This window comes from Bradyrhizobium sp. AZCC 1588 (genome assembly GCF_036924735.1).
Lineage (GTDB): Bacteria > Pseudomonadota > Alphaproteobacteria > Rhizobiales > Xanthobacteraceae > Bradyrhizobium.
This window is the reverse complement of the sequence record NZ_JAZHSC010000001.1, coordinates 2,889,942-2,913,311: the sequence shown is the minus strand read 5'-3', so window position 1 is coordinate 2,913,311 and position 23,370 is coordinate 2,889,942. Positions and strand designations below refer to the sequence as shown.

The 23,370-nt window shown below is 59.4% G+C and carries 21 protein-coding genes and 2 pseudogenes; 9 read left to right on the top strand and 14 right to left on the bottom strand.

Translation table 11 applies throughout. The annotated features are described in order from the left end of the window. Position 1: 1 nt before the first annotated feature. The 5 genes and pseudogenes from V1277_RS13645 to V1277_RS13625 all read right to left on the bottom strand — a co-directional run bounded on the left by V1277_RS13645 (position 2) and on the right by V1277_RS13625 (position 3,084). Positions 2 to 376 carry a hypothetical protein gene (locus tag V1277_RS13645; RefSeq protein WP_334416587.1) on the bottom strand — a complete coding sequence of 125 codons (375 nt, stop codon included), beginning with the start codon at positions 374 to 376 and terminating at the stop codon, positions 2 to 4. A gap of 195 nt (positions 377 to 571) precedes the next feature. Continuing rightward, complete coding sequence (locus V1277_RS13640) at positions 572 to 1,114, bottom strand: uracil-DNA glycosylase family protein (RefSeq protein WP_334416585.1); 543 nt, start codon at positions 1,112 to 1,114, stop codon at positions 572 to 574. Positions 1,115 to 1,449: 335 nt separating this feature from the next. Continuing rightward, positions 1,450 to 1,665: pseudogene (locus tag V1277_RS13635) on the bottom strand (substrate-binding domain-containing protein); the annotation flags it as partial. 1 nt (position 1,666) lies between these two features. Further along, entirely contained in the window at positions 1,667 to 2,389 is a 723-nt protein-coding gene (locus V1277_RS13630) for an ATP-binding cassette domain-containing protein (RefSeq protein ID WP_334420371.1), read from the bottom strand. A 2-nt stretch (positions 2,390 to 2,391) separates the two neighbouring features. After that, on the bottom strand, positions 2,392 to 3,084 hold the full coding sequence (locus V1277_RS13625; protein WP_334416583.1) for an ABC transporter permease: 693 nt from the start codon (positions 3,082 to 3,084) through the stop codon (positions 2,392 to 2,394). Between the two features lie 512 nt (positions 3,085 to 3,596). Between V1277_RS13625 and V1277_RS13620 the strand changes: the two genes are divergently transcribed. The 4 genes from V1277_RS13620 (at position 3,597) to V1277_RS13605 (ending at position 8,607) form a co-directional block, all read left to right on the top strand. After that, positions 3,597 to 3,854 carry an ABC-type transport auxiliary lipoprotein family protein gene (locus tag V1277_RS13620; RefSeq protein WP_334416581.1) on the top strand — a complete coding sequence of 86 codons (258 nt, stop codon included), beginning with the start codon at positions 3,597 to 3,599 and terminating at the stop codon, positions 3,852 to 3,854. Between the two features lie 133 nt (positions 3,855 to 3,987). Next, positions 3,988 to 4,824: a Cof-type HAD-IIB family hydrolase gene (locus tag V1277_RS13615; RefSeq protein ID WP_334416580.1), complete on the top strand. Its 837-nt coding sequence runs from the start codon at positions 3,988 to 3,990 to the stop codon at positions 4,822 to 4,824. 145 nt (positions 4,825 to 4,969) lie between these two features. After that, the gene (locus tag V1277_RS13610) at positions 4,970 to 7,384 is read left to right on the top strand and encodes a phosphoketolase family protein (RefSeq protein ID WP_334416579.1); all 2,415 of its coding nucleotides are present in this window, start codon (positions 4,970 to 4,972) and stop codon (positions 7,382 to 7,384) included. 44 nt (positions 7,385 to 7,428) lie between these two features. Beyond that, entirely contained in the window at positions 7,429 to 8,607 is a 1,179-nt protein-coding gene (locus V1277_RS13605) for an acetate/propionate family kinase (protein WP_334416578.1), read from the top strand. A 160-nt stretch (positions 8,608 to 8,767) separates the two neighbouring features. Here the strand turns inward: V1277_RS13605 and rnk are convergent, their stop codons facing one another. Then, a complete protein-coding gene (gene rnk, locus V1277_RS13600) occupies positions 8,768 to 9,193 on the bottom strand; it encodes a nucleoside diphosphate kinase regulator (RefSeq protein WP_334416576.1) in 426 nt (141 codons plus the stop codon). 966 nt (positions 9,194 to 10,159) lie between these two features. Between rnk and V1277_RS13595 the strand changes: the two genes are divergently transcribed. Both V1277_RS13595 and V1277_RS34985 read left to right on the top strand, forming a co-directional pair. Then, entirely contained in the window at positions 10,160 to 10,408 is a 249-nt protein-coding gene (locus tag V1277_RS13595) for a hypothetical protein (RefSeq protein WP_334416574.1), read from the top strand. A gap of 25 nt (positions 10,409 to 10,433) precedes the next feature. Then, positions 10,434 to 10,940 carry a GreA/GreB family elongation factor gene (locus tag V1277_RS34985; RefSeq protein WP_442894482.1) on the top strand — a complete coding sequence of 169 codons (507 nt, stop codon included), beginning with the start codon at positions 10,434 to 10,436 and terminating at the stop codon, positions 10,938 to 10,940. A 203-nt stretch (positions 10,941 to 11,143) separates the two neighbouring features. On the opposite strand, the pseudogene V1277_RS13590 reads toward V1277_RS34985, so the two are convergent. Both V1277_RS13590 and V1277_RS13585 read right to left on the bottom strand, forming a co-directional pair. Beyond that, a pseudogene (locus V1277_RS13590) lies at positions 11,144 to 11,323 on the bottom strand (antitoxin Xre/MbcA/ParS toxin-binding domain-containing protein); the annotation flags it as partial. A gap of 126 nt (positions 11,324 to 11,449) precedes the next feature. After that, positions 11,450 to 11,698 carry an AbrB/MazE/SpoVT family DNA-binding domain-containing protein gene (locus tag V1277_RS13585; RefSeq protein ID WP_334416573.1) on the bottom strand — a complete coding sequence of 83 codons (249 nt, stop codon included), beginning with the start codon at positions 11,696 to 11,698 and terminating at the stop codon, positions 11,450 to 11,452. 686 nt (positions 11,699 to 12,384) lie between these two features. Between V1277_RS13585 and V1277_RS13580 the strand changes: the two genes are divergently transcribed. The 3 genes from V1277_RS13580 (at position 12,385) to V1277_RS13570 (ending at position 16,059) form a co-directional block, all read left to right on the top strand. Next, on the top strand, positions 12,385 to 14,199 hold the full coding sequence (locus V1277_RS13580) for an ATP-dependent nuclease (RefSeq protein WP_334416572.1): 1,815 nt from the start codon (positions 12,385 to 12,387) through the stop codon (positions 14,197 to 14,199). Continuing rightward, complete coding sequence (locus V1277_RS13575) at positions 14,196 to 15,464, top strand: ATP-dependent helicase (protein ID WP_334416571.1); 1,269 nt, start codon at positions 14,196 to 14,198, stop codon at positions 15,462 to 15,464. Before V1277_RS13580 ends, V1277_RS13575 begins: the two co-directional genes overlap by 4 nt. A gap of 139 nt (positions 15,465 to 15,603) precedes the next feature. Then, the gene (locus V1277_RS13570; protein ID WP_334416570.1) at positions 15,604 to 16,059 is read left to right on the top strand and encodes a hypothetical protein; all 456 of its coding nucleotides are present in this window, start codon (positions 15,604 to 15,606) and stop codon (positions 16,057 to 16,059) included. Between the two features lie 16 nt (positions 16,060 to 16,075). Here the strand turns inward: V1277_RS13570 and V1277_RS13565 are convergent, their stop codons facing one another. The 6 genes from V1277_RS13565 to sdhC form a co-directional block, all read right to left on the bottom strand. Then, on the bottom strand, positions 16,076 to 18,853 hold the full coding sequence (locus V1277_RS13565) for an ATP-binding protein (protein ID WP_334416569.1): 2,778 nt from the start codon (positions 18,851 to 18,853) through the stop codon (positions 16,076 to 16,078). A 5-nt stretch (positions 18,854 to 18,858) separates the two neighbouring features. Then, a complete protein-coding gene (locus V1277_RS13560) occupies positions 18,859 to 19,236 on the bottom strand; it encodes a PIN domain-containing protein (RefSeq protein ID WP_334416567.1) in 378 nt (125 codons plus the stop codon). A 244-nt stretch (positions 19,237 to 19,480) separates the two neighbouring features. Further along, entirely contained in the window at positions 19,481 to 20,266 is a 786-nt protein-coding gene (locus V1277_RS13555; protein ID WP_028348437.1) for a succinate dehydrogenase iron-sulfur subunit, read from the bottom strand. A 24-nt stretch (positions 20,267 to 20,290) separates the two neighbouring features. Continuing rightward, positions 20,291 to 22,132 carry a succinate dehydrogenase flavoprotein subunit gene (gene sdhA, locus V1277_RS13550; RefSeq protein WP_334416566.1) on the bottom strand — a complete coding sequence of 614 codons (1,842 nt, stop codon included), beginning with the start codon at positions 22,130 to 22,132 and terminating at the stop codon, positions 20,291 to 20,293. Positions 22,133 to 22,135: 3 nt separating this feature from the next. Beyond that, positions 22,136 to 22,510 carry a succinate dehydrogenase, hydrophobic membrane anchor protein gene (gene sdhD / locus V1277_RS13545; protein WP_065744792.1) on the bottom strand — a complete coding sequence of 125 codons (375 nt, stop codon included), beginning with the start codon at positions 22,508 to 22,510 and terminating at the stop codon, positions 22,136 to 22,138. A 14-nt stretch (positions 22,511 to 22,524) separates the two neighbouring features. After that, positions 22,525 to 22,923 carry a succinate dehydrogenase, cytochrome b556 subunit gene (gene sdhC, locus V1277_RS13540; protein ID WP_334379755.1) on the bottom strand — a complete coding sequence of 133 codons (399 nt, stop codon included), beginning with the start codon at positions 22,921 to 22,923 and terminating at the stop codon, positions 22,525 to 22,527. Positions 22,924 to 23,370: the final 447 nt, after the last annotated feature.

Below are 23,370 nucleotides of genomic sequence, written 5' to 3'. Positions count from 1 at the left end.
ATCAACCCCGAGGCCGCTTCAACCAGATTACCCGCGAGCCGGCAATTGGTTTCTCGACTCCGTGCAGGTGGTAGTAAAGACCACCATGCCCGAAATCTGTCTTGCTGGAAACTGCAGCATGCACATTCCAGCGCTCCGGTCTGACCGCTGCATTGTTGAAGGCATCTAAAGCGGCCGACGACGTCATGAAGCACCAACCTTCATAACCTGGAAGGTCGTTTAACCAAGGCACTTCGGAGATTTGATAGGTCGCGGACGCCTCGAGTCCCGCAGGGGGATCTGCCATGAGGTCTGCGTGGAAACCCAGCAGTGCCTTCTCATACTCGAGTACTTCGATATCGACGTTGGGTGCGCGCCAAAAAATGTAAACGAGCATTGTTACCTCGTTCTGAACCGCAAAAACGGCCGCGACCATGCGTCGATGCGACAAATCGCCTAATCGCGGAGCCGTTCAGGATCTGAATGCCGCTGCTTCACCAGCGCTGCTTGGTCGCCTTCGGCGGCGATGGCCTAAGCTTCGACGTCTCTGCCCGCTTTGAGCGCAGCCCGCCGATCGGACGATTTGACTGCCTCAATCCTTGATCACGCGCTGCACAGCCCCTCGCAGCTGAGGTATGACCTCCTGTTCAAACCAGGGCTGTCTTTGCATCCAGATTCCACTTCGCCAACTCGGATGTGGAAGTGGGAAGAATTTCGGACCATATTCTGGAAATGCCTTTACCGTCTCCGTCATCGAACTCTTCCGACTTGATCCCAGATAGCGTTTTTGGGAATATTGACCAACTAACAGCGTCAATTGAAGATTTGGCAGGTGATCAAGTACGCGTCCGTGCCAGAGAGGAGCGCATTCCGGACGAGGCGGCTTATCACCGCCGTTCGCGGCCGCGCCGGGGTAACAAAAACCAATGGGAAGGATCGCGATTTTTCTCTGGTCGTAAAAGATCGAGCGGTTCAAATCCGTCCAATCCCTCAGGCGATCGCCGCTTGCGTCGTTCCACGGGATACCAGTCTCATGGACCTTGCTGCCTGGCGCCTGACTGATGATCAATAGTCGTGCACTTCCTGATGCGCGCAAAATCGGCCGGGCGCCGTGCGGAAGCTTGGCTTCGCACATCCGACAAGCACTAATTTCGTGCAAGATGCGTGATAAGGACACTCGAAGAGCACCTCAATTTGCCAGTTTGATATGGTGGACCAAAGGAGCACTGCAAGTGACAAATAGCCGACGCCGGCATATTCGCTAGTTCCAGTCGAGCGCGAGATCAATGCATCGGCATCGTGGCAAGATTGCCGCTGACCAGGCTGAAGGAGACGCCACGCTAGTCAGGACAACGACCAATCACCAAATCGCATCCTGCCAACTAGCGTGAAGCAGCACGATATCCATTACAATAGCTGACGCTGACATGAGAACGATAAGCGCGATGCTTGCCAAAACCCGCAAGCGCATCACGCGTTCGGGTCGCCGGCATTAGGATAGAGCAGTTGCTCGCCACCGATCTCGTAGTTGGCGATCACTTTTTGACCCTCGGGCGACACCAGCCAGTCGATGAACTGCTGGCCAAGTTGCGTTTTCACGCTCGGATGCTTCTGCGGATTTACCAGCATGACGCCGTACTGGTTGAATAAACGTTTGTCGCCTTCGACCGCGATCACGAGGTCGCCATCAGACGAGCAGTTCCCTGGCGATGAACTTCCTTGCCTCGCCGGTGCGTGGTGTGTTGAAGAAGGACGTTGCCGCGCCGGTTTCGATCACGCCGCCCCGGTGGAGCATGACAATTTCGCCCGCCAACCGTCGGGCTTCACCGAGATCATGGGTCGACATCACGACCTTGATGCCGCGCTGGCTGACGGCGTGGAGGACATCCTCGATCGCCTTTGCGGCGGCAGGATCGAGATTCGCGGTTGGCTCGTCAAGGAACAGCACGGCGGGGTCACGGGCGAGCGCACGCGCCAGCGCGAGGCGTTGCTGTTCGCCCCCCGACAATCGGCGAGCGGGACGATCGCTCAGGTGTTCGAGGCCGACCATTCCGAGAAGCTCCCCAATTCGATTTTTCTGTTCTGCACGCGCGATGCCTGCCGCACGTAATGCATACCGGATATTGGCGCCTGCACTGCGCCTGAGCATCGCCGGGCGCTGGAATACGATGGCGCGCCGTATCGGCGGGACGTCTTCCCGTCCACCCCATGTTATGCGTCCACGCGAAGGAGTCGTGAGACCCATCGCAATTCGCAGCAATGTCGTCTTTCCGGAGCCGTTCGGGCCGATCAAAACGGTCGGCCCACCTGGGTTCAGCGTGAGAGTGATCCGGTCAAGAATTGTTACTGCACCGGCTGCGACCGTGACGTTATCGAATGCAATCGGCAGATCGGCAGCGGGGGCGCGCATGTTCATCCCGCCAATCGCTCGCCTGCACGCCGTGAGGTCCAAGCAAGTGCGTTGACCACGACCACTATCGAGATCAGCACCATACCGAGCCCAACGGCGAGCGGCAGGTCACCTTTGGAGGTCTCCAGCGCAATTGCTGTCGTCATCGTGCGAGTAAATCCTTCGATATTGCCGCCGACAATGATGATGGCGCCGACTTCCGCTGCCGCGCGGCCAAAGCCGGCAAGCAGTGCGGTGACCAGGCTGAAGCGAGCATCCCAAATCAGAGTCGCCACCCGGCCGGCCGGCCCGATATTCATTGCGGTGAGTTCGTCACTGTATTCGATCAACAGATCCTGGATGGTCTGGCGCGTGAGCGCAGCGACGATCGGCGCGACCAGCACCGTCTGTGCGATGACCATGGCCTGCGGCGTGAACAACAGCCCCAAGGAGCCGAGCGGGCCCGACCGCGAGAGCATCAGATAGACCGCCAAACCAACCACGACCGGTGGCAGCCCCATCGACGCATTGAGTAAAACGATTACGACCTGGCGGCCGGGAAAGTGGGTGATTGCGATCGTAGCTCCGAGCGGAACACCAATGAGGGCGGCAACGAACACCGCGGACAAGCTCACGATCAGTGACAGCCGCACAATGGCGATGAGCGCGGGGTCGCCAGTAAGTACGAGCTTGAGGGCGGAAACGTTGTCCAACATGGAAAATCCTTTGTCGGACCATCTTGGGCACATGGTACGGCTTGGTCAATGATCCTTTGTTGGAATGGGCACCGCGAAATCGGCTGCGGATATGACGCGGATTGGATCAGGCGGTCAGCGCTCCTAATGACACTCCGTGTTGAGAAAATCTCGGGAAAGGGTTCTAGCAAGCTCGATGCGCAATCTCATACATCCGCAAAAATGCATTTAAGTGACAATAAAATTCGTTTGTCTAACGTCCTTGCAAGATGGATTGTCAGATCCTCGCTGACGTGACGCGCAGCGGCGAAAGTGTGCGGTGATCAATCGAAAAGGCCGTCCGTGTCTCTGCGTGAAGTTGCGGTTACGGAGGCATCATGTGAGACTTATACAAAAAGCGAAACACAGCTGATTGCCGTGACTTGAAATTGGTCGGAGTCGTCGGAGTCGCAGTGAACAGACGTCGCTAACGATCGAGGGCTATCCTCCAGAGCTTCGAAGACTACGACATTGCGCATGCACCACTGCGTTCAATGGATGGTCTTGACGCGGATTACCAGCTTCTCATCGATATCAGAAGTTTCCAAATCAAGGGCGATCCGGATGCGTCCGCCGTGATCGGATTTTCAGCACGGATTCTCACCAAAAATGAGCGCTTGGTCGCGTCTCGCGTGTTCCTGCAAAGCAGAAAGCTCGACAAGGTCGATCCGCTTTCTGGGGTCGCTGCCCTCAATAACGCATTCGACAGCATCGGAACCGAGCTGATTACTTGGACGGCTGATGCGCTTTAGCGCGCTTTGTGATCACGCGCGCAACCTCAGCACTAATGGAGCCCGCTGCCATGTTTTTCCAGCAGACCAAACGATCTCCTCTAGACAGATACGAGCGTTTCGAACTTGGCCCGACGCCGTCGGAGCAGATGCTGTGAACAGGCAGCGCGACATCCGTCTCCTGTTGGCCGACGTTGACGGGACACTGGTTACCCGCGACAAGGTTCTCACCGAAGCGACAAAGGCAGCAGCAGCGGAACTGCATGACGCCGGCCTTGCGCTTGCCATCACCAGCGGCCGCCCTCCACGCGGCATGAGCATGCTTATCGAGCCACTCAATCTGCAGGGAGCTATCGCCGGCTTCAACGGCGGCGTGTTCGTTAATCCCGATCTCTCTGTCATCGAGAGCCACACGCTTGATCTCGCGACCGCCAGACAGGCCCTCGAATTGATGCTCGACCGCGATCTTGATGCTTGGATCTACACTGCGGATGACTGGTTCATCCGCTTCAAGAATGCGCCTCATGTTGCGCGCGAGACGTCGACGGTAAAGTTCGACGCGAAAGTCGTAGCGTCCTTCACCGACGAACATTTAGCTCAGGCGGTGAAGATAGTCGGTGTCTCCGATGATCTTGACCTGGTGGCCGATTGCGAAAAAGCGGCTCAACGCATTCTGGGTAGGACTGCAAGCGCGGCGCGCTCGCAGTCCTACTATCTTGATGTGACTCACCCAAAGGCTAACAAGGGAACAGTCGTGACCACCTTATCCAAATTTTTCGATGTTCGACCTGTCCAGATTGCGACGATTGGGGACATGCCGAATGACGTATTCATGTTTCGTAAAGGCGGTTTTTCCATTGCTATGGGCAATTCCAGCGACGAGGTGAAGGCGCACGCGAGCGTGGTGACGGACAGCAACGAGAACGAAGGCTTCGCCAAAGCGCTGCGGAAGTTCGTTTTGAGGTCCGCCATGACCGGACGTGGTAGATAAAGTGGCGCGTTTGAAGGGCATATGGAGAGATCTCGTCGAGCGCACGATGGAGATACCGAGGCCACTTTTTGGTCGGCTCGATGTGGCCATTCGGCCCGCTCATGCGTTCAGTTCCCTAACTTCACCGCATAAACGGAGCTGACTTATGCCAGAAACTGCCACACACGCTCCTCTTTCGGACGAAAACGCGAAGGAATACAGCCTGCTCGACCGATATTGGCGTGCGGCAAATTATCTGTCGGTCGGTCAGATCTATCTTCTCGGCAATCCATTGCTCCGAGAGCCGCTTCGCCCGGAGCACATCAAGCCGCGATTGCTGGGTCACTGGGGGACAACGCCCGGTCTTAATTTTATCTACGCGCATCTCAACTGCGCAATTCGCAGGCGTGATCTGAATGTAATTTACATATGCGGACCAGGTCATGGCGGGCCCGGGATGATCGCCAACACCTATCTTGAAGGCACCTATAGCGAGATCTATCCAGACATTTCCCGCGACGCCGACGGTATGCGGAAGCTCTTCAGGCAATTTTCATTCCCAGGCGGAATTCCGAGCCATGCGGCTCCGGAAACGCCAGGTTCGATCAACGAGGGTGGCGAGCTGGGCTATGCGCTAGTGCATGCGTATGGCGCCGTCTTTGACAATCCAGACCTCATCGCTGCCTGCGTGGTCGGCGACGGGGAGTCCGAGACGGGACCGCTTGCTGCATCCTGGCATTCCAATAAGTTCCTGAACCCGACGCATGACGGGGCCGTTCTGCCGATCCTTCACCTGAACGGGTACAAGATTGCCAACCCCACGATCCTTGGCCGAATGAGCGACGAGGAGATCAAGCACCTTTTCCTTGGATACGGGCACGAATTGCTTTTCGTTGAGGGCGACGATCCACGAGAGATGCATCGGTTGATGGCTGACTCGCTGGAAACGGCGTTTGACCGCATTCGCACGATTCAGAAGACTGCGCGTGAAGGTAATGCAATTGGACCGCGGCCGGCCTGGCCAATGATCGTGCTGCGCAGTCCCAAGGGATGGACAGGCCCGAAAGAAGTTGACGGCCTCAAGGTCGAAGGTTTCTGGCGCGCGCACCAAGTCCCGATCGCAGACCCGCGCGGTAATCCCGATCATCTGGCATTGCTTGAGCGATGGATGCGCAGTTATGGACCCGAGACACTCTTTGACGAAGCCGGAAGTCTGCGGCCGGAATTGCAGGAACTGACGCCAAAAGGCGAGCGGCGTATGGGTGCCAACCCTCACGCCAATGGGGGACTTCTGAAGCGCGAACTCAAGTTGCCGGATTATCGCGATTACGCCATCGAGGTACCGCATGCTGGCGGTACCATGGGCGAAGCAACACGCGTAATGGGCGAATTCCTGCGGGATGTGGTGAGGCTCAACGAAGAGGCCCGGAACTTCAGGATCATGGGGCCGGACGAGACGGCGTCAAATCGGCTTGATGCAGTGTTCGAGGTCACTGAGCGGATCTGGATGGAATCCATCGAACCCTACGATGTCCACCTCGGTCAGGACGGCCGCGTTATGGAAGTTCTCAGCGAGCACCTCTGCCAGGGCTGGCTCGAGGGTTACCTGCTCACCGGGCGGCACGGCTTTTTCAGTTGCTACGAAGCTTTCGTCCACATCGTCGATTCGATGTTCAACCAGCATGCAAAATGGTTGAAAGTCTCGCGAAGTCTGCCGTGGCGGAGGCCGATCGCTTCGCTCAACTACCTGTTGACCTCGCACGTTTGGCGTCAGGACCACAACGGATTCAGTCATCAAGATCCCGGCTTCGTTGATCTCGTCGTCAACAAGAAGGCCGACATCGTCCGCGTATATTTCGCGCCTGACGTTAACACACTACTCTGGATCACCGACCATTGCCTGCGAACCTACGACCGCATCAACGTCATCGTTGCAGGCAAGCAGCCTTCACCGCAATGGTTGACCATGCAGGAAGCAGCGACTCATTGCGACGCCGGCATCGGCATATGGAGGTGGGCCGGCAGCGAGGCGATCGGTGCGGAGCCCGACGTCGTGATGGCCTGCGCCGGCGACGTCCCGACGTTGGAAACGCTTGCCGCGGTCGACCTTCTCCGAAAGGCGCTGCCAGACCTCAAGATTCGTGTGGTCAACGTCGTCGACCTCATGACACTTCAGCCAAAAGATCAGCATCCGCATGGAATTAGCGATAGCGATTTCGACGGCATATTTACGCGGGACAAGCCGGTGATCTTTGCCTATCACGGCTATCCCTACCTGATCCACCGTCTCACCTATAACCGCACCAACCACTCCGAGATGCATGTTCATGGGTTCCAGGAGGAAGGGACGACCACGACGCCGTTCGACATGGTCGTTCTCAACAGGCTCGACCGATACCATCTTGCTATCGATGCCGTCGACCGCGTCCCTGACCTTGCGGTGGCCAATGCACACGTCAAGCAGCAGTTTCGCGACAAGCTGCTCGAACACACCCGTTATGTGCGTGAACACGGCGAGGACATGCCCGAGATTCGAGCGTGGAGCTGGCCGTACAAGACGGCTGCTGAAGTCGGCGACTAACGCGTTCGCTTCACCAATCTTGTTAGCTGCCGCGGATGAAAGCGATGTCAAAAGCAATACTCGTCCTGAATGCCGGATCTTCGAGCATCAAGTTTGGTCTGTTCGCTACTGCCGGCGCCGAACCCAGGCACCTGTTCGCAGGTGAAGTCGAGAACATCAACGATAAGCCATATCTGACAGTCAAGGACATGCATGACAAGGTAGTCCTGGACCTCTGCTGGACCTCACCTAGGAAGCAGGAAGATATTCTGAAAGATATCCTGGGTTGGACAGAGCAGAATACGGGAAGCGGCGGCCTATCTGCTGTGGGACATCGCATAGTGCACGGCGGCCCGCTTTTTGTTGCCCCGACCCGGTTGACCCGAGAGACGATCGACGAACTCGCCCGCTTGACACCGATGGCTCCGCTGCATCAGGAAGCATGCCTGTCGCCTGCCAGGACATTGATCTCGTTACGTCCAGAACTGATGCAGATCGGATGCTTCGATACGGCCTTTCACGCTTCCCTTTCCCCTCCGGTTAGCCGCTTCGCGATCCCCCGCAACTACGAGGCAAGCGGTATTCGTCGCTACGGTTTCCATGGGCTTTCCTACGAATTCATTGCGGGAAAACTTCAGGAAATCTCGCCGGTCCTAGTCAGCAAACGCACCGTTGTTGCACATCTCGGCAGCGGCGCAAGCCTGTGTGCAATGCGTGGCGGCCAGAGCGTCGATACGACTATGGGCTTCACCCCGCTCGATGGGCTGATGATGGGCACCCGCTGCGGGGCAATCGACCCCGGCATCCTGCTTTATCTTCAGCGCGAGCGGGGCATGTCGACGGACGATTTAGAACAACTTCTCTATCACAAGTCGGGCTTACTGGGTGTCTCGGGCATCTCTGGCGACATGCGTTCGCTTCTGTCGAGCAGCGATCCGCGAGCAGCCGAGGCCATCGAACTCTTTACGTTCGAAGTGGCGAAAACCGTTTGCGGCATGGCCTTCACACTGGGGGGCATTGAGTGTCTTGTGTTCACCGGGGGCATCGGCGAACACGCTGCGAAAGTGCGCGCCATGATCTGCACAAGGCTCCATTGGCTGGGTCTCGAACTCGATCCAAAAGCAAACGACGACGGTGCCGATCTTGTAAGCCTCGATTCTAGTTCCGTCGAAGTTCGCGTAATTCGCACAAGCGAAGAAACAACCATCGCCCGTCACGTCCTCTCACTTATTTTTTCATCCTAGAATAAGATCACCGAGTTATCCCAAAAGTCGAAAATTGGCTCGGTTCGCCTCGGTCAGAAGCGACCGCATGCAAGTCTGCTTTGCGTCGATTGTGTTGAGAAACTCCGGCTTGTGAGCGGTTAGAAGAGCTGATTCACTCCGGCAACCATTGCCGCGAGCCTCAGGCAAGCGGGGGCTCGCGGACATTGAGGACGGTCAATTGCCGAAGTTCTCCGGTCCGTGTTTCCCAGGTGATGGAATCTTCGGCGCTGAGGCCGATCAGCGCGGCCCCGACGGGGGTGAGAACGGATATCCTTGCCTGCGAAATGTCCGCATCGCCCGGGTAGACGAGCATCACGGTCTGGACCTTTCCCGTCGTGTCATCACGGAACTCGACTTCGCTACCCATGCACACGGTCTGAGCTGACAGGCCGTCTGCAAGAACGTGCGCCCGCTCGAGCTCCTCGGTAAGGACCGACACTAGCTCCGGCATCCTGATCGCTGCCGCTCGCGCGAGTCGCGAAATTCTTTCGTAATCCTTGGCCGTGAGCGTTATGCGCGGCTTGATCTCACCGCTAACGGCTAACGCCTTGCGTTGTGTTGTCATGATCGTCTCCTATTCCTGTTCGAAATCTGCCGTTCAGGCAGCGGTCGGACCCGGATCGTCATCGTTGTCGCCCCAGTGACGCCGGCTTGCTTGATTGGCTCGGGGTCCCTGGAGTTTCCGAGCGGTCTCTCCCGGCCGCATCGGCTCTGGCTGTCGCTCCTCACGCGAAACGAGCCGAAAATTGGTTCGAGGCGGCTGTGCGTCCGTCCTTGGATTTTTGGAGAGCGTTTCGTCCGATCTGCCGTTCATAGCGCACCTCCTCCGCAGCGGATTTAGTCCGGCGGCTCTTGGATTTCAGATACGCGCCAGCACCGCTGTGCGGCCCGGAGCGGGTGAACAAGCTTTCTGAAGAATGCGCCGTATCGGCTACTGGGCGGCCGACCACCAAAGTGGCGACCCGCTACAGTCAGCTTGGTGTGATGGTCCCCGAGCTCGGGGTACGACGGCGCCCACTGAGCTCGGGGCTAAATGCCCGCGATCAGATTGCCTGCGTGACACAGGCCTCGACGAAATGTCGCAAAGCTCAACATGATGATGCAAGACTTAGGCATTCGCTGCGGAAAGTCAATGACGACATTCGCGGCGACAATCAGGCCGTGTGCTTCCAATCCGGTTGCGGGTCGTGTCCCCGCCAGGAATGCGGGTCGTGTCCGCGCCATGAATCGGTAATCAGGATGACATGCGCTGCCTCTGAGCTGGTTTCTGCACGCAGGCGCTTGGCGACTTCGCGGCCGCGCAGCCGTCGAATCACGCAGGAAAGCGCACGCAAGTCTATGGCGCGCGTAAAGGATCATGAGCATGCAATGGCGTTGCATTGAAGCGCTAATAGTTTTCGTTTGTGCGCAGCATGTTTCGACGGATAAAACGAGTTGGGACCGGCCTGCAGCAATTGAGTTGGGGCGGGCCTGTAGCAATGTCGTGTGGCACGCAGACGAAGCCGCCCAACTCCGCGGGAGCGAGAGGGTAATGACGAGATCGGGTATAAAGCGTATTAGCTTGAAAAAGTCTGCACCAGGAATGGCAAGGTTCTTCAGCCGGTCGAACCTTGATCGCTATCGCAAGTTGGCAAGCGGCAAGATCGGCCAGGCCGAACAACACCAACTATTGGAGGACCTCGCGGAAGAAATGAGCGCATTCAAGCGCGAGGCTCTCGCTGCTGGTTCTCACCGTGCAGCCGAGAGGAGCATCGTTTCTCAATCTCGTGACCGGATATGACCGGCTACAACCCAAGGAGGTTGTGATGAATGCCGACCACACTACTCAATACCATGAACCCTCGGTGAAACTGCCGCCAGTTACGATTTCGGAGACCGATCAAGAAAGACTGGTCGCTGTCGCGACCTCCGCACTGGCGGATAGGCGCGTGTCGCCGGCCGCCTCAAATCTATTAAGGGAGGTTCACCGCGCCACCATTGTCCCAGACGACCAGCTCCCAACGAATGTTGTGGCCGTCCACTCATGCGTGGATGTGCACGACAATCTCACCGGCACGAACAGCCAAATAGTCCTCGTCTTTCCAGGCGAGATACATACCACACCAGATGCGGTTTCAGTGTTGACGCCGCTGGGAGCTGCCTTAATCGGACTATCTGAGGGCGCTTCGGTCGACTGGTGCACAGCCAGCGGAGATCGAAGCAGCAAAACGGTTCTTCGTTGCAGGCAGACTCCAGCGCATTTGTCGAGGATCTTGTCACGCAGGCATTTGAAGGACGGTCCGTGCGCAAGAGAATCGTTGCCGCAAACATAATGCTAAGCGGGCATACGAGTCGCAAGGGGATCCAGCGGCGGCTCTTGCATCGGCGTTCTCAAATCGGTTGTGGGCTTCCTTGCCATTCCATTTTGACCGATCGATGTCTTGGCGCGCAGTGCCGTATCATGCATCACATGATGCGCGCCTCGCATCGCCTGAGATTTTGGGCCAAGCCCAATTCGGAGGACAACGTGGCTGCGTCACGTATGGACGCCGTGCTCAATTCGAACCAGGTAATCTTCCACCAGCTTAACGCCAGCCGGCGTCGCCAACAGATCAATCGGTTTGTGCTGGTCCAGGCCGACGGCGGGACGTTCCAGCCATTGTGCGGCTTGCTGCTTGGATCCGAAGACTAACATGGCTTTCGCCAATATTGCCGCGCGTCTTCGCCGATCTATACCTGTTAATGGCGTCGCCAAATTTGTCACCTTCAATCTCGTATTGTCCAAAGCTCGGGCGATCACGTGAGCGCCCTCGACTTCAAACGTTTCGTCCCGACCCTGTTGTCAGACTTCGTTGCCGACAGGTGGCCCCCAATCGATCTCTTCATGACGGTTATCCGGCGATATACCGGCAACCAGCTTGTCGAGGGTATAGCGACGCCTTAGCGGCGACCGCGCGATCTCGATCACCAGTTTGCCATCGCTCACGGTCATTTCGGCGGCCTTGCCGTCGCTGGCACCGATTTCATCGGCGAATGCTTTTGGCACTCGCAGTGCCAGGCTGCTGCCCCACTTCTGAAATGCCACCTTCATGTTCAGGCTCCGACATTGATGATTCAATGTTGATACGAGCCGACAATTGGTCAAGTGGTGTGCCCCCTGGGTCTGAGGGCACAAAGCCGGAACGCGATCGGTCACACTCCAACACAATAATCCGAAACTCGATTGATCTCGACGAACCCGGATCAACACGACATTCCAAAAAATGAGGGCGCGGTTTGTCGGCCGCGAAATCAGGCCGCGGACCTTCCGAGTGGCGCGTATCCTTCCGGTATCCACGGCCTCGTCGCATCCCAATAGCCCTTGCCGTTGAATCTCACGATTTCCGGCCTCCTGATCGCCATGTGAGCTCGTCCTGATCGAGGGAGAGCCCTCCAGAATGCGTTGGACCGGGCACTTGGCTGCGACGTCGATCAAGCTTGCACGCTGCTCATCGGTGAGCTGAGGGTCCGCGCTCTCACTCTAGGGGGCGTTGCGGGGTCTCCCCGCAGACGGTCCGCAGACGGGGTCGGCCGAGACCAAAGGCTCGGCCGGAGGGGAAGGCTTTCCCCTCAAAGGCAGCGCCGATTTGCTAACGAATACCGGGGGGTTCTGATCGAACAGCTTGTGTTAATCGTAATGTTGACGAACGAGCGCTCGCGCCGAAGGCGGGAGAACGCAAGTCCATCCCTGTCCGATGGGGTGCATTTGACTTAGAAGAATTTGTTCTGGGGGGTGTCGTGCAGATTGCAAAATTAGAAATCGAAAATTTCCGCGGCATCCGTGAAGGTGTAGTCCGCTTTTCGCCTCACACCGTACTCGTTGGTCCCAACAACTGCGGCAAGACTACTGTCATTGAGGCGCTGGCGCTGTTGTTCGGTCGAGACCGGATGATCCGCCAACTCACTGAGCATGATTTCTACGGCAGCAACCCGCAGCCCGCGGATCGCATTCGGCTTGTCGCGACGGTGATCGGCTTCGAGGGCGACGATCCGGCACAGCACATGGACTGGTTTCGCGAGGACCGCGGGATCGTCAAATGGTGGAATTCGGCGGACGGCACGGTGATGCCGGCGCGAAACGATCCGGCGTGGCAGCTCGCGTGCCAAGTCGCCTTTGCCGCTCGATTCCATCGACCGTCGCTCGAAGTGGAGACGCTTCGCTATTTTCACGACGACGATGCCGTCGGTGACGTTTTCGCAGAGGAGAGCGCCACAGCCTTTTCGGCGCGGCTGATACGCGACATCGGGTTTTTCCTCGTACCAGCCGCAAGGACGTGGGACCGGACGGTATCCTTCGGGTCAGAGCTTTTCCGCAGGGTCATCGCAGCCGGCGACGGCCAGCCTTCTGAATCGGTTCTGACCGAGCGGGACAGGTTGCGGGCGCCGCAGGCGAGCCTGGAGCAGGACGAGCGCCTGGCGCCTATCGTTGATCGGCTGAATCAGGAATTGCGCGGCTTCTTCCGCACCGCGCCGACCCTTCATCTTCGAGTCACGGCGACAGATAGCGACGGGCTCCTCGAGTCGGTTGTCTCGCACTACGCCCATGAGGGCGGCAATCTTCCTCTCCCCGCGCGGCGGCACGGGAGCGGCCTGCTGTCGCTCCAGCACCTTCTTCTGCTCCTGCAGTTCGGCCGGATGCGAGCCGAGTCGCACGAAGGTTTCTGGATGGCGCTGGAGGAGCCGGAATTGCATGTGCCGCCGCCGTTGCAGCGACGCCTCGTTCACCGCATCCAGGCTCTTTCGCGACAGACGTTCGTTTCGACGCATTCGCCAATGGTGGCGGCTCTTGCCGATCCCAAAGGTGTCGCGGTGCTGCGCAATGAGAATGGAGCGCTGATATCGGTCTCGTTGCTCACGTCAACTTTGCCCGCTGCGACGCCGAACAGCGTTCGAAAGCTGTTTCAGGTCAACCGCGTCGAGACAATCGCCGCCGTGATGCACGAGTTCGTCTTGGTTCCCGAGGGACGCACCGACTACGAATGGTTGGGGCTGTTGGTCCGCGCGGTCGATCTTCACCAAACCTGGGCGGCAGCGGACGAGTGCCGGTTCGACTCCTTCATCGGCGTGATCCCGACGCACGACGGTGCGGTGGTCAGAACAGTCGATGCCGTCGCGGCGCTGCACCCTCGTGTGCTCGCGATAGTCGATGGAGATGCCGAGGGTGTCGGCTATACCGCCGAGCTTGTCGCTGCAGGTGCGCCGAACTCGGGCGTGATCTTCCGGTGGCCGAACGGACAAATGCTGGAGGACATCGTTGGGTGGATCATCGAGGCGGATGCGAACGCTTGTCTCGCTGCGATCCATCTCGATCAACCGGCGGCAACCGTCGCCGACCTAGTCACGAGGCTGAAAAGCGACGTTCGAGCGACCCATGGCCTGAAGAAGGACACGTCCTCTTACGAGATCATCGCAGGCGCAATCGGAGCGAACGACGTCTGCTGCGCGCGCGCTCGATCGCTTCTCAATGCGATCACCGACGTCGCGAAGGGGATTGCCAACCCGTTGTTTGCCGCTGACGCGGCGAACCCGACTGTGAAGGTGTTTCAACCGTGACTGTGCGCGCGGTCGAAGGCGCCGCTGGATGTGGGAAGACGTTTCGGCTGATGGAGATGTTATCCGAAACGTTGGCCGCGCACCCGTTGATGGATGGGCAGCGCGTTCTCGCGCTGACCTTCATGCACGGGGCTCGTCGTCGGTTAGCCGACCGGCTTCGCGCCGTACCCGGACTCCTCGGGCGGGTGGAATGTTGCACGGTCGATAGCTTTGCCTGGCGGATCTATCGGCGCTGGCGTGGACTTGCCACAGCGCTCGGTATTCCGGTGCGGAGCGAGGGTGAATTTGATGCGGTCTGCGATGCCGCAGGAATGCTTCTCGAGCAGGCGCAGGTCCGGAGTTGGACGGCTGCGAGCTTCCCGATCGTGTTGGTCGACGAGGGCCAAGACCTAAGGCCTCAACGGTTGCGAATGTTGGCCGCGCTGTCGGCCGCGACGCGCACGCTTATTGCGGCCGACGAATTCCAGTGTCTCGACCAGGCGCTTCGTCCGAATCCGCTCGTGGCATGGATGCAAGGCGCGGCAGAGCCTGAGACGCTTGTCCAGGTGCGTCGGACCAATGTCGGAGGGCTTCTCGCGGCGGCGACGGCTATCCGCGGAGGACAGGCGCCGGTCAACGGACAAGGGTTCCGAATCTTGCAGCCGGGCGTGAGCGTCCCACTTGCCGCGACCTTGCTCGCCAATGCCATCGCGTGGCGCCAGGGCGGCAACGTCGCGGTGATCACCCCTGCTTTGCAGGGTGGATTCGCTCAGAATGTTGTGGCCCGTGTCGGTCAGGGTCCGTGTGGGCAGCAGGGAAACGGTCCGTATTCGATCCATTGGGAGGGAACGGACCGCGATGAGACGCAGGTCATCATCGGTGGCCTGCAACTCGGTGCGAATTCGGCCGGCATGGCTGCTCTCGCCGCGCTTCGTGCGCTTCCGCCCTCTGGGCCGGTGCGCGCGGCAATCTTATGGGTTGAAAACCAAATCCATGCTTTGGGACGGGCCGAGTTTGTCCGAGCGGACATCGAGGCGGTGATCGCCCGGAACGTAGCGCTTCGCCGACAGCATGGTGGTAACGCCACGCACCTGTTTACTGCATTGACGGTGCAGCAAGCCAAGAACCGCGAGTTCGACGGCGTCGTGATCATATGGCCGTATCAGGTGGGCGGCGATGTCGAGCACAAGCGACGGCTGCTTTACAATGCTGTGACGCGGGCTAGGCGATGGTGCAACGTCATTGTCCAGGGGCAGAACATCCTCGCGGCCCCGCCGTTTAGTTAGATCACTTGGCGGCGCGGACACTTCCACAATAGAGTTTGTGGAATAGACTACGCCAAAAGGGAAAAAGCCGTACAGCCAATGTTTGCACGAACAGCATTGCGAGAGACCTAGCGTATCCGAGGTGCATGAGGTTCTACCGTTGAGCGTCGATATTACCCCGCAAGAGGCGATGAAGCGCCTAGAGGAGCATTTTGGCTCTCGCGAAGGAATGCTGACACACACGCTGACGATGTTGTCGACGTCGGGGCAGCCAGCGGACGTCACGTTCTATCGGCGGAAACCAATCGTGGATGTCCGTGTGAGCACAAAGCTGGGAGCCGCTCGGCTGTATGGACTGGAGAGCCGTCTTCCAAGACTGCTGAGGCGCATCGAGTTTTCGAACGGAGCTGTTGCGGGCCTCAACGAGATCTGGACAGTGAATCCGATGCCGATGGAAGGATTTTCCCAGGCGGAACTGGACGCCGTTGACCTTGCGCAAGGGGAAGAACGGATGGGACCTGGCGGCGAGACGCTGAGGAAGATGATCCGCAAAACGTATCACTGTAAAAGCAGGTCGGAAGTCGACTACTACTTGCGCCGGTGGATCGCCTCCTAGCGGGGCGATGGGATGCTCAAGGCTGAGGCAGCTCGCCTCGATTTCGATTGATCTGGTCGCGGAGCTGAGCCGGCATCTGCCACTGCGGCGGCGGCGGATTCAGTTTCAACTCTGCGATTAGGGCGCGCTGATCCTGCAGCTCCTTCTGGCCGCGTGGATCGAGCCCGCTTTCGTAGGGCAGTAGGCGGGCCATCTCGGCCTCGGCCTCCTCGAAGGCGCCGCAGTAAGCAAGAACCACAGCATACTGACTGCGGACGGGAATGACGCGACCCGCCAGCTTCAGACCGAGGATGGTAGGCATCAGGTTTCGCTCGATGACGTCCCGCGCGCCGATGTAGTCATGTCGTCCTACGAAGTCGTCAACCAACTCCTGGCCGACTCTGACAAATGAATCCAACGAATGCGCCATCGAATAGAATTTTAGCGCATGGACATGAGCAAGGCCGGGATGCTTCCCCATTGCCTTGATCGCTTTCGCTTGCAGGTCGAGGGCATCGGCCAGATGCTTGAGATCGTCGGTATGGCTCTGATCGCCCTTCAGCAGCGGGAAAATCTTGTCAGGATTGTTTCCCATCACATCGCCGAGCCTGAGGTCAAGCAGGTCATAGTATTCAACGATCAGGTCGAGCGTCGCGGTGACGCAATCGTCCATGATTCCTAGCTCGAAAAGCGCGTGTGCGTAGTTGTACTTCGCCACGCGAAGGTGCTGCGGGGTTTGCGGCAGAACGCGGCTCAATTCGTTCATCGTCGCCTTGACGGCGACAACATCCTTGGCACGGGCGGCAAAGACCATGCGCTTCATGCCGACGGCGAGACGTTCTGATAGTCCGAGATCATTCCGGCGAACCAGCTCGTCCATGCGATCGAGCTTGGCACGGATGTCGGCGTCGTCTCCTACCTTGAAGTGCGCAAAGACGAGCCCGTCTAGGGCCCAAAAGCGGTCCTCTGCCGGGACCTCGTCTGATGCCGCAACTTGATTGAGGTACTCGGTGATCTCTTCCATATAGCCCAGCTCATGGAAGATTTCGTCCGTCGCCATTTCGACGAGCGGTTTGATGTTGCCCAGCGCGACGAACATGCGGAGCAGCAGGAAGACGCGCTGACGATCATGATTTCTGGGGAGCGCCGTCATGAGCAGATCGCGGATCGCTCCCTGCGCTTTCTTCACGGTCTCCGCTCCGCAGCTATCGAGATGAACGCGACCCAGCGGCCTCATAGCGTCGTGGACTTTGAAGCGATCCACGCCGAAAATCTGTATCGCTCCGGTCAGGCGCAATCGTCGGAAAGCGGCGGCCGCGGCGGGTTTCTCAAGCGCGAACGTCGCATTCAGAACGTCGCTGGCTTCGGACTGACTGAGAGGAACATCACTGAGACTGAGCGCAGCGACGACCCAGCGCTCATCGTCACTATAACCCTCGAACACCTCGGCGAGGATCAGTTCCTGAGCGGTCTCGACGATGTGCGTCCGCTCCTCGAGCGCGTTGCAGAGCCGAATGACCTCTCCATCATAATTGTTGGTCGCGATCTTCAGCGCGTTCTGCATATAGAGCGGCAGTCCACTCGTAAGCTTGAGCAGGCGCACATAGGTCGCATAGTCACCCCGGCACCCGAGCGATGAGCCTTCGGCGGCCGCGGTTTCATTGGTCCAGCCGAGAAGCGGTTCCGCTTGAACGCCCAGTGTCGCCTCGATGCGAGCTACCGCAGCGTTGGGCTGCGCCAGCAAAACGAAATGGAGGTGGGACGAGGCTTCGATGAGCGAAACCAAGTCGGTGGCAGGTACGCGATGTGCGTTGTCCAGCACCAGGGTCGCAGTGAGCCCGTTTTCCGCAAGGTGGCGCCCGATAGCGAAGAGGATCTCCGTCCCCGTCGCTCCGGGCAACAGAATCTCGCCTAATTTGCCGCCGGTTTTCCCAAAGAGGCGCGCCGCGAGTTCGCGGGCGACTGAGCTGGCCAAGGCCGGCCCCGAGATGTCAGCGACGTCGTAGTAGGCAAGCCTGTCGCTTGTGTGCAGGGCTGTCTGCGAGACCCAAGAGGTTTTGCCGGCTCCGGAGAAGCCGGTGACCAGTCGCACTCGATGCGAGGTGACGAGCGGCGGTTCTTTGTCCTGGGGTCGGTATCGAAGGGGCGGAGCCGGAAAGTCCTGCAGTTGAACCACCAATTGCTCAAAAAGCGCCGGAAGGTCCTGCACGACGAACGTGTGGTTGGGATTCGGCTCGATCCCCGCTGCGGCGGCCATGATCCTGCCCGCGAGTTTCCAGACAAGCGTTTCCGGTGCCAAAATTGAAAACGGCAAAGTGCTCGCTGCTGCGCGGCAGGCGGTGAAGCCATCGGAGACGCTGCTCCATGGCGCGGGCAGCGCATGCTCATTCGAGGATCTATTGCCGGGCCAAAGCAAGGCGACGTCAGCCGGCCAGACTTTGTGCCTAAGGCGATCAGATAGTTCCGGACCTGGGGCGCTGTTTGAGATGATGGCGAACGCGGCCGTTCCGCTTCGTCGACCATCCGCATGCTCGGTCCGAATCGCATCGAACCGCGAAAGAGCGCCCTCGATGTCGCCAAAAATGAGATGAGAGCTGCGTGTTTTAATCTGCGCGTAGATGCGTTTGTCGGAGAGCACCAACTCCACATCTTCGTCATTTTCGACCACGACGTGGGTCACGCCGGCGTTGGCAGCCTGAAACAGGCAGGACGCGGCATAGAGATGTTGGTAGAGAAAGCCCCGATGAACAGATTCGATCCGGGCGAGCTGACGGCTGTCCAGATTAAAGGTCTCTATATCGCCCGCGCTCGCCATGCCTGTCAGTCCCTCCGCGTCTCGTCAGCGGGGGCAGACCCACGCAGCGGATTGACGATCTCGATGCCTGCGAAATCGCGCTCGTTGTCCGTGACGACGATGCAGTCGTTGGCCTGGGCGATGGCGGCGATGATGGTGTCCAGGCCGCTGCGCGGACGCCCCTTGGCTTTGCCATCGGCCATGAGCTGGCCCCACACGAGGCCCGCACGTTCGTCGAAGGACAAGATTCGCCCTGCGAATAGAGCTTGCGGGCCTTGGGGACCTTTGAACCAGGCGTCGTCGAGTTGATCGCGCCGCTTGCCGACGGGCTTCTCCAGAACGCCTCTATGGATTTCGGCGAATTGGCTCTCGATTGCTGGCTTGAACTTGTTATGGCTGCGCAAAGGGTCGGCCCTCGTGATCACATCATAACGAACGGATTACCCTCCCTCTTGCGTAAGGTGCTATCTGACGGTCGCCCGCCTTGGCGGGTCTCATCAGAAGGACCCTGGGCCTCGACGGTGTCATACTACCGAATTGGTGACGCGCGGTCTCATCTTGAAGGAACATTATTGTCTAGGAAGAACTATTTTGTCCAAGACGAACTATATTGTCCCCAGACAACCCGTAGGATCTACGGCATCACGCCTAGATCTGGCGCTCGACCATCTTCAGCTTGAGTTCGGCGATGGCTTCCGACGGGTTCAGGCCCTTCGGGCAGGCCTTGGCGCAGTTCATGATGGTGTGGCAGCGGTAGAGCCGGAACGGGTCTTCGAGGTTGTCGAGCCGTTCGCCGGTGGCCTCATCGCGGGAATCCTTCACCCAGCGCGTCGCCTGCAGCAGCGCGGCGGGCCCGAGGAAGCGTTCGCTGTTCCACCAGTAGCTCGGGCAGGAAGTCGAGCAGCAGGCGCACAGGATGCACTCGTAAAGGCCGTCGAGCTTTTCGCGGTCCTCGTGGCTTTGCTTCCATTCCTTCTGCGGCGTCGGCGTCGTGGTTTTCAGCCACGGTTCGATCGAGGCATATTGCGCGTAGAAGTTCGTCAGGTCGGGCACCAGGTCCTTCACGACCGGCTGATGCGGCAGCGGATTGACTTTCACCGCGCCACCTGCGGCCACGTCGTGCATCGACTTGGTGCAGGCCAGCGTGTTCTGGCCGTCGATGTTCATGGCGCAGGAGCCGCAGACGCCTTCGCGGCAGGAGCGGCGGAAGGTCAGCGTCGGGTCGATGTTGTTCTTGATCCAGATCAGGCCGTCGAGCACCATCGGCCCGCAATCGTTGATGTCGACATGATAGGTGTCGACGCTCGGGTTCTTGCCGTCGTCCGGATTCCAGCGATAGACCCGGAACTCGCGCGTCTCGGTCGCGCCGGCCGGCTTCGGCCAGGCCTTGCCGCCGGTGATTTTCGAATTTTTCGGAAGCGTGAATTCAGCCATGCTTGCAAGCCTTCGCTGTCGTCATCAATACACCCGCGCCTTCGGCGGGATGTACTGGACGTCGTTCGTCATCGTGTAGTCGTGCACCGGGCGGTAATCGATCACGGTCTTGCCGTTCGGATCGATCCAGGCCAGCGTGTGCTTCATCCAGTTCTTGTCGTCGCGCTCGGCAAAGTCCTCGCGCGCATGGGCGCCGCGGCTTTCGGTGCGGTTCGCCGCCGAATCCATGGTGACCACCGCCTGCACGATCAGATTATCGAATTCGAGCGTCTCGATCAGGTCGGAATTCCACACCAGGGAGCGGTCGGTGGTCGCGATGTCGCCGATGCCGCCATGCACCTTGTGAATCAGGTTCTGGCCTTCGTGAAGGATTTCGCCGGTGCGGAACACCGCGCAATTGTTCTGCATCACGTGCTGCATGCTGTCCCGCAGCTTCGCGGTCGGCGTGCCGCCGGAAGCATGGCGGTAATGATCGAGCCGTCCGAGCGCCATGTCGGCGGAATCCTTCGGCAGTTCGGGCTGCTTGCCGTTCGGCGTCAGCTTTTCCGCGAGCCGCAGCGCAGCAGCGCGGCCGAACACGACGAGGTCGATCAGCGAGTTGGAGCCGAGCCGGTTGGCGCCGTGCACGGACACGCAGGCCGCTTCGCCGATCGCCATCAGGCCCGGCACCACGGCATTGTCGTCGCCGTCCTTCTTGGTCAGGACTTCGGCGTGATAATTGGTGGGAATGCCGCCCATGTTGTAGTGCACGGTCGGCACGATCGGAATCGGCTCACGGGTGACGTCGACATTGGCGAAGATCTTCGCCGATTCGGAAATGCCGGGCAGCCGTTCCTGCAGCACCTTCGGATCGAGATGATCGAGGTGCAGGTAGATGTGGTCTTTCTTCTTGCCGACGCCGCGGCCTTCGCGAATCTCGATGGTCATCGAGCGCGAGACCACGTCGCGGGAGGCGAGGTCCTTGGCGGAGGGCGCATAGCGCTCCATGAAGCGCTCGCCCTCGGAATTGACGAGATAGCCGCCTTCACCGCGCGCGCCCTCGGTGACGAGACAGCCGGCGCCGTAAATCCCGGTCGGGTGGAACTGGACGAACTCCATGTCCTGCAACGGCAGGCCGGCGCGCAGTACCATGCCGCCGCCGTCGCCGGTGCAGGTATGCGCCGAGGTGCAGGAGGCATAGGCGCGGCCGTAGCCGCCGGTGGCGAGAATCGTGGTCTGGGCGCGGAAGCGGTGCAACGTGCCGTCGTCGAGCTTGAGCGCGATGACGCCGCGGCAGACGCCCTGGTCGTCCATGATCAGATCGATGGCGAAGAACTCGATATAGAACTCGGCCGAGTGGCGCAGCGCCTGGCCGTACATCGTGTGCAGCATGGCGTGACCGGTGCGGTCGGCGGCGGCGCAGGTGCGCTGCGCCTGGCCCTTACCGTAGTCCATCGTCATGCCGCCGAACGGACGCTGGTAGATCTTGCCGTCCTCGGTGCGCGAGAACGGCACGCCCCAATGCTCCAGCTCGTAGACGGCTTCCGGCGCGTTGCGCACCATGTATTCGATCGCGTCCTGGTCGCCGAGCCAGTCCGACCCCTTGACGGTGTCGTACATGTGCCAGCGCCAGTCGTCCTGATGCATATTGCCGAGCGAAGCCGATATGCCGCCTTGGGCCGCGACCGTATGCGAGCGCGTCGGGAACACTTTTGTAATACAGGCGGTACGCAGGCCAGCCTCGCTGCAACCGACCACGGCGCGCAGGCCCGCGCCGCCGGCGCCGACGACCACGACGTCGTAGGTGTGGTCCTCGATCGGATAGGCTTTTCCGTTGCTGGCCGGGCCACTGCCGCTCGTGGCCTTGCCGTTACCTTCAGCAGCCATGGGCTACACTCCCGATGACAATTTGACGATCGCGTAGATCGACGCCAAGGCGACCGCGATACAAAAGAAATTATTGGCCATTACGCTGGCGAGCTTCAGCGTCTCGTTGTGCACATAGTCCTCGATGATGATCTGCATGCCGATCTTCATGTGCCAGGCGCTGGCGATGATGAAGAGGACCAGGATGATGGCGATCGGAAGCGAGCCGAGGATTTGCGCCGCGCCGGCCTGATTGCGGCCGATGAGCATCAGCACGATCACGATGACGGGCACGATCAGCAGCGTCATCGCCACCGCCGTGAGGCGCTGGCGCCAGAAATCGGTGGTGCCGGAATGTGAGGAACCGAGATTGCGGACGCGGCCGAGCGGCGTGCGCATCGAGGAGGGGCGGCTCATCGTCCGCCTCCGACCGTGTAGGCGATGATCCAGACCAGGACAGTCAGCGAAATGCCCGCGATCAGCGCGCCCCAGGTGAGGGCCTCGCGCTCGTTGGCCTTGAAGCCGTAGCCGAGGTCCCAGAAGAAGTAGCGGATACCGCTGACCAGATGGTGCAGCAGTGCCCAAGTGTAGCCGAACACGATCAGCTTACCGATGATGCTGCCGGTGAAGGCCTGGACATTGGCATACGCCCCGGGGCCGGACGCCGCTGCAATCAGCCACCAGGCGAGCAGCAGCGTGCCGAAATAGAGCGCAATCCCGGTGGCGCGGTGGACGACGGAAAGCGCCATCGTCAGGGTGACGCGATAGGTCTGCAAATGGGGCGATAGCGGTCGTTCGATCCTGGCGGTCATTCGGCGGCTTTTTTACGTTGTATGGGACCGCGGCCGGGCCCATCGGGGAACGCGGTAGACGAATTCTATTTACGGAGTCGAGTCAGTCCGCGCAACGATCAAATCGCTTGGAATGAAATCATCGTTCATTGCTATAGAGCTACGAAACGCGACTATTCAGCGGCTTGGTATACCACGGACGTTGGCCTAGCCGAAGAATTGAATGAGTATTCTGTTCATGGAGGAGCGCAGCGGGCGGGCATCGGCTCGTAACAGGCGAGCAATCGCTCCAGCAGGTGGCAGGCGGGCCAGATCGGCTCGGCCAGCCACGAGGGCGATGCCAGCGCCTCCTTCGCGGCGGTGGCGACCATCGAGGCTATTCATCCAGAGCCGACCGGATATGCGGTTTCTGCGGCCCGCTTTTCTGCCGCCGGCGAAGCGCCGCACTGCCAGGTGCATCCGCGCGAC

Excerpts from the sequence above, each read along its gene's own strand:
- V1277_RS13645 (WP_334416587.1), bottom strand. The coding sequence starts at position 376 with ATGCTCGTTTACATTTTTTGGCGCGCACCCAACGTCGATATCGAAGTA.
- V1277_RS13640 (WP_334416585.1), bottom strand. The coding sequence starts at position 1,114 with ATGTGCGAAGCCAAGCTTCCGCACGGCGCCCGGCCGATTTTGCGCGCA.
- V1277_RS13630 (WP_334420371.1), bottom strand. The coding sequence starts at position 2,389 with ATGCGCGCCCCCGCTGCCGATCTGCCGATTGCATTCGATAACGTCACG.
- V1277_RS13625 (WP_334416583.1), bottom strand. The coding sequence starts at position 3,084 with ATGTTGGACAACGTTTCCGCCCTCAAGCTCGTACTTACTGGCGACCCC.
- V1277_RS13620 (WP_334416581.1), top strand. The coding sequence starts at position 3,597 with ATGGATGGTCTTGACGCGGATTACCAGCTTCTCATCGATATCAGAAGT.
- V1277_RS13610 (WP_334416579.1), top strand. The coding sequence starts at position 4,970 with ATGCCAGAAACTGCCACACACGCTCCTCTTTCGGACGAAAACGCGAAG.
- V1277_RS13605 (WP_334416578.1), top strand. The coding sequence starts at position 7,429 with ATGTCAAAAGCAATACTCGTCCTGAATGCCGGATCTTCGAGCATCAAG.
- rnk (WP_334416576.1), bottom strand. The coding sequence starts at position 9,193 with ATGACAACACAACGCAAGGCGTTAGCCGTTAGCGGTGAGATCAAGCCG.
- V1277_RS13595 (WP_334416574.1), top strand. The coding sequence starts at position 10,160 with ATGACGAGATCGGGTATAAAGCGTATTAGCTTGAAAAAGTCTGCACCA.
- V1277_RS34985 (WP_442894482.1), top strand. The coding sequence starts at position 10,434 with ATGAATGCCGACCACACTACTCAATACCATGAACCCTCGGTGAAACTG.
- V1277_RS13585 (WP_334416573.1), bottom strand. The coding sequence starts at position 11,698 with ATGAAGGTGGCATTTCAGAAGTGGGGCAGCAGCCTGGCACTGCGAGTG.
- V1277_RS13565 (WP_334416569.1), bottom strand. The coding sequence starts at position 18,853 with ATGGCGAGCGCGGGCGATATAGAGACCTTTAATCTGGACAGCCGTCAG.
- V1277_RS13555 (WP_028348437.1), bottom strand. The coding sequence starts at position 20,266 with ATGGCTGAATTCACGCTTCCGAAAAATTCGAAAATCACCGGCGGCAAG.
- sdhA (WP_334416566.1), bottom strand. The coding sequence starts at position 22,132 with ATGGCTGCTGAAGGTAACGGCAAGGCCACGAGCGGCAGTGGCCCGGCC.
- sdhD (WP_065744792.1), bottom strand. The coding sequence starts at position 22,510 with ATGCGCACGCCGCTCGGCCGCGTCCGCAATCTCGGTTCCTCACATTCC.
- sdhC (WP_334379755.1), bottom strand. The coding sequence starts at position 22,923 with ATGACCGCCAGGATCGAACGACCGCTATCGCCCCATTTGCAGACCTAT.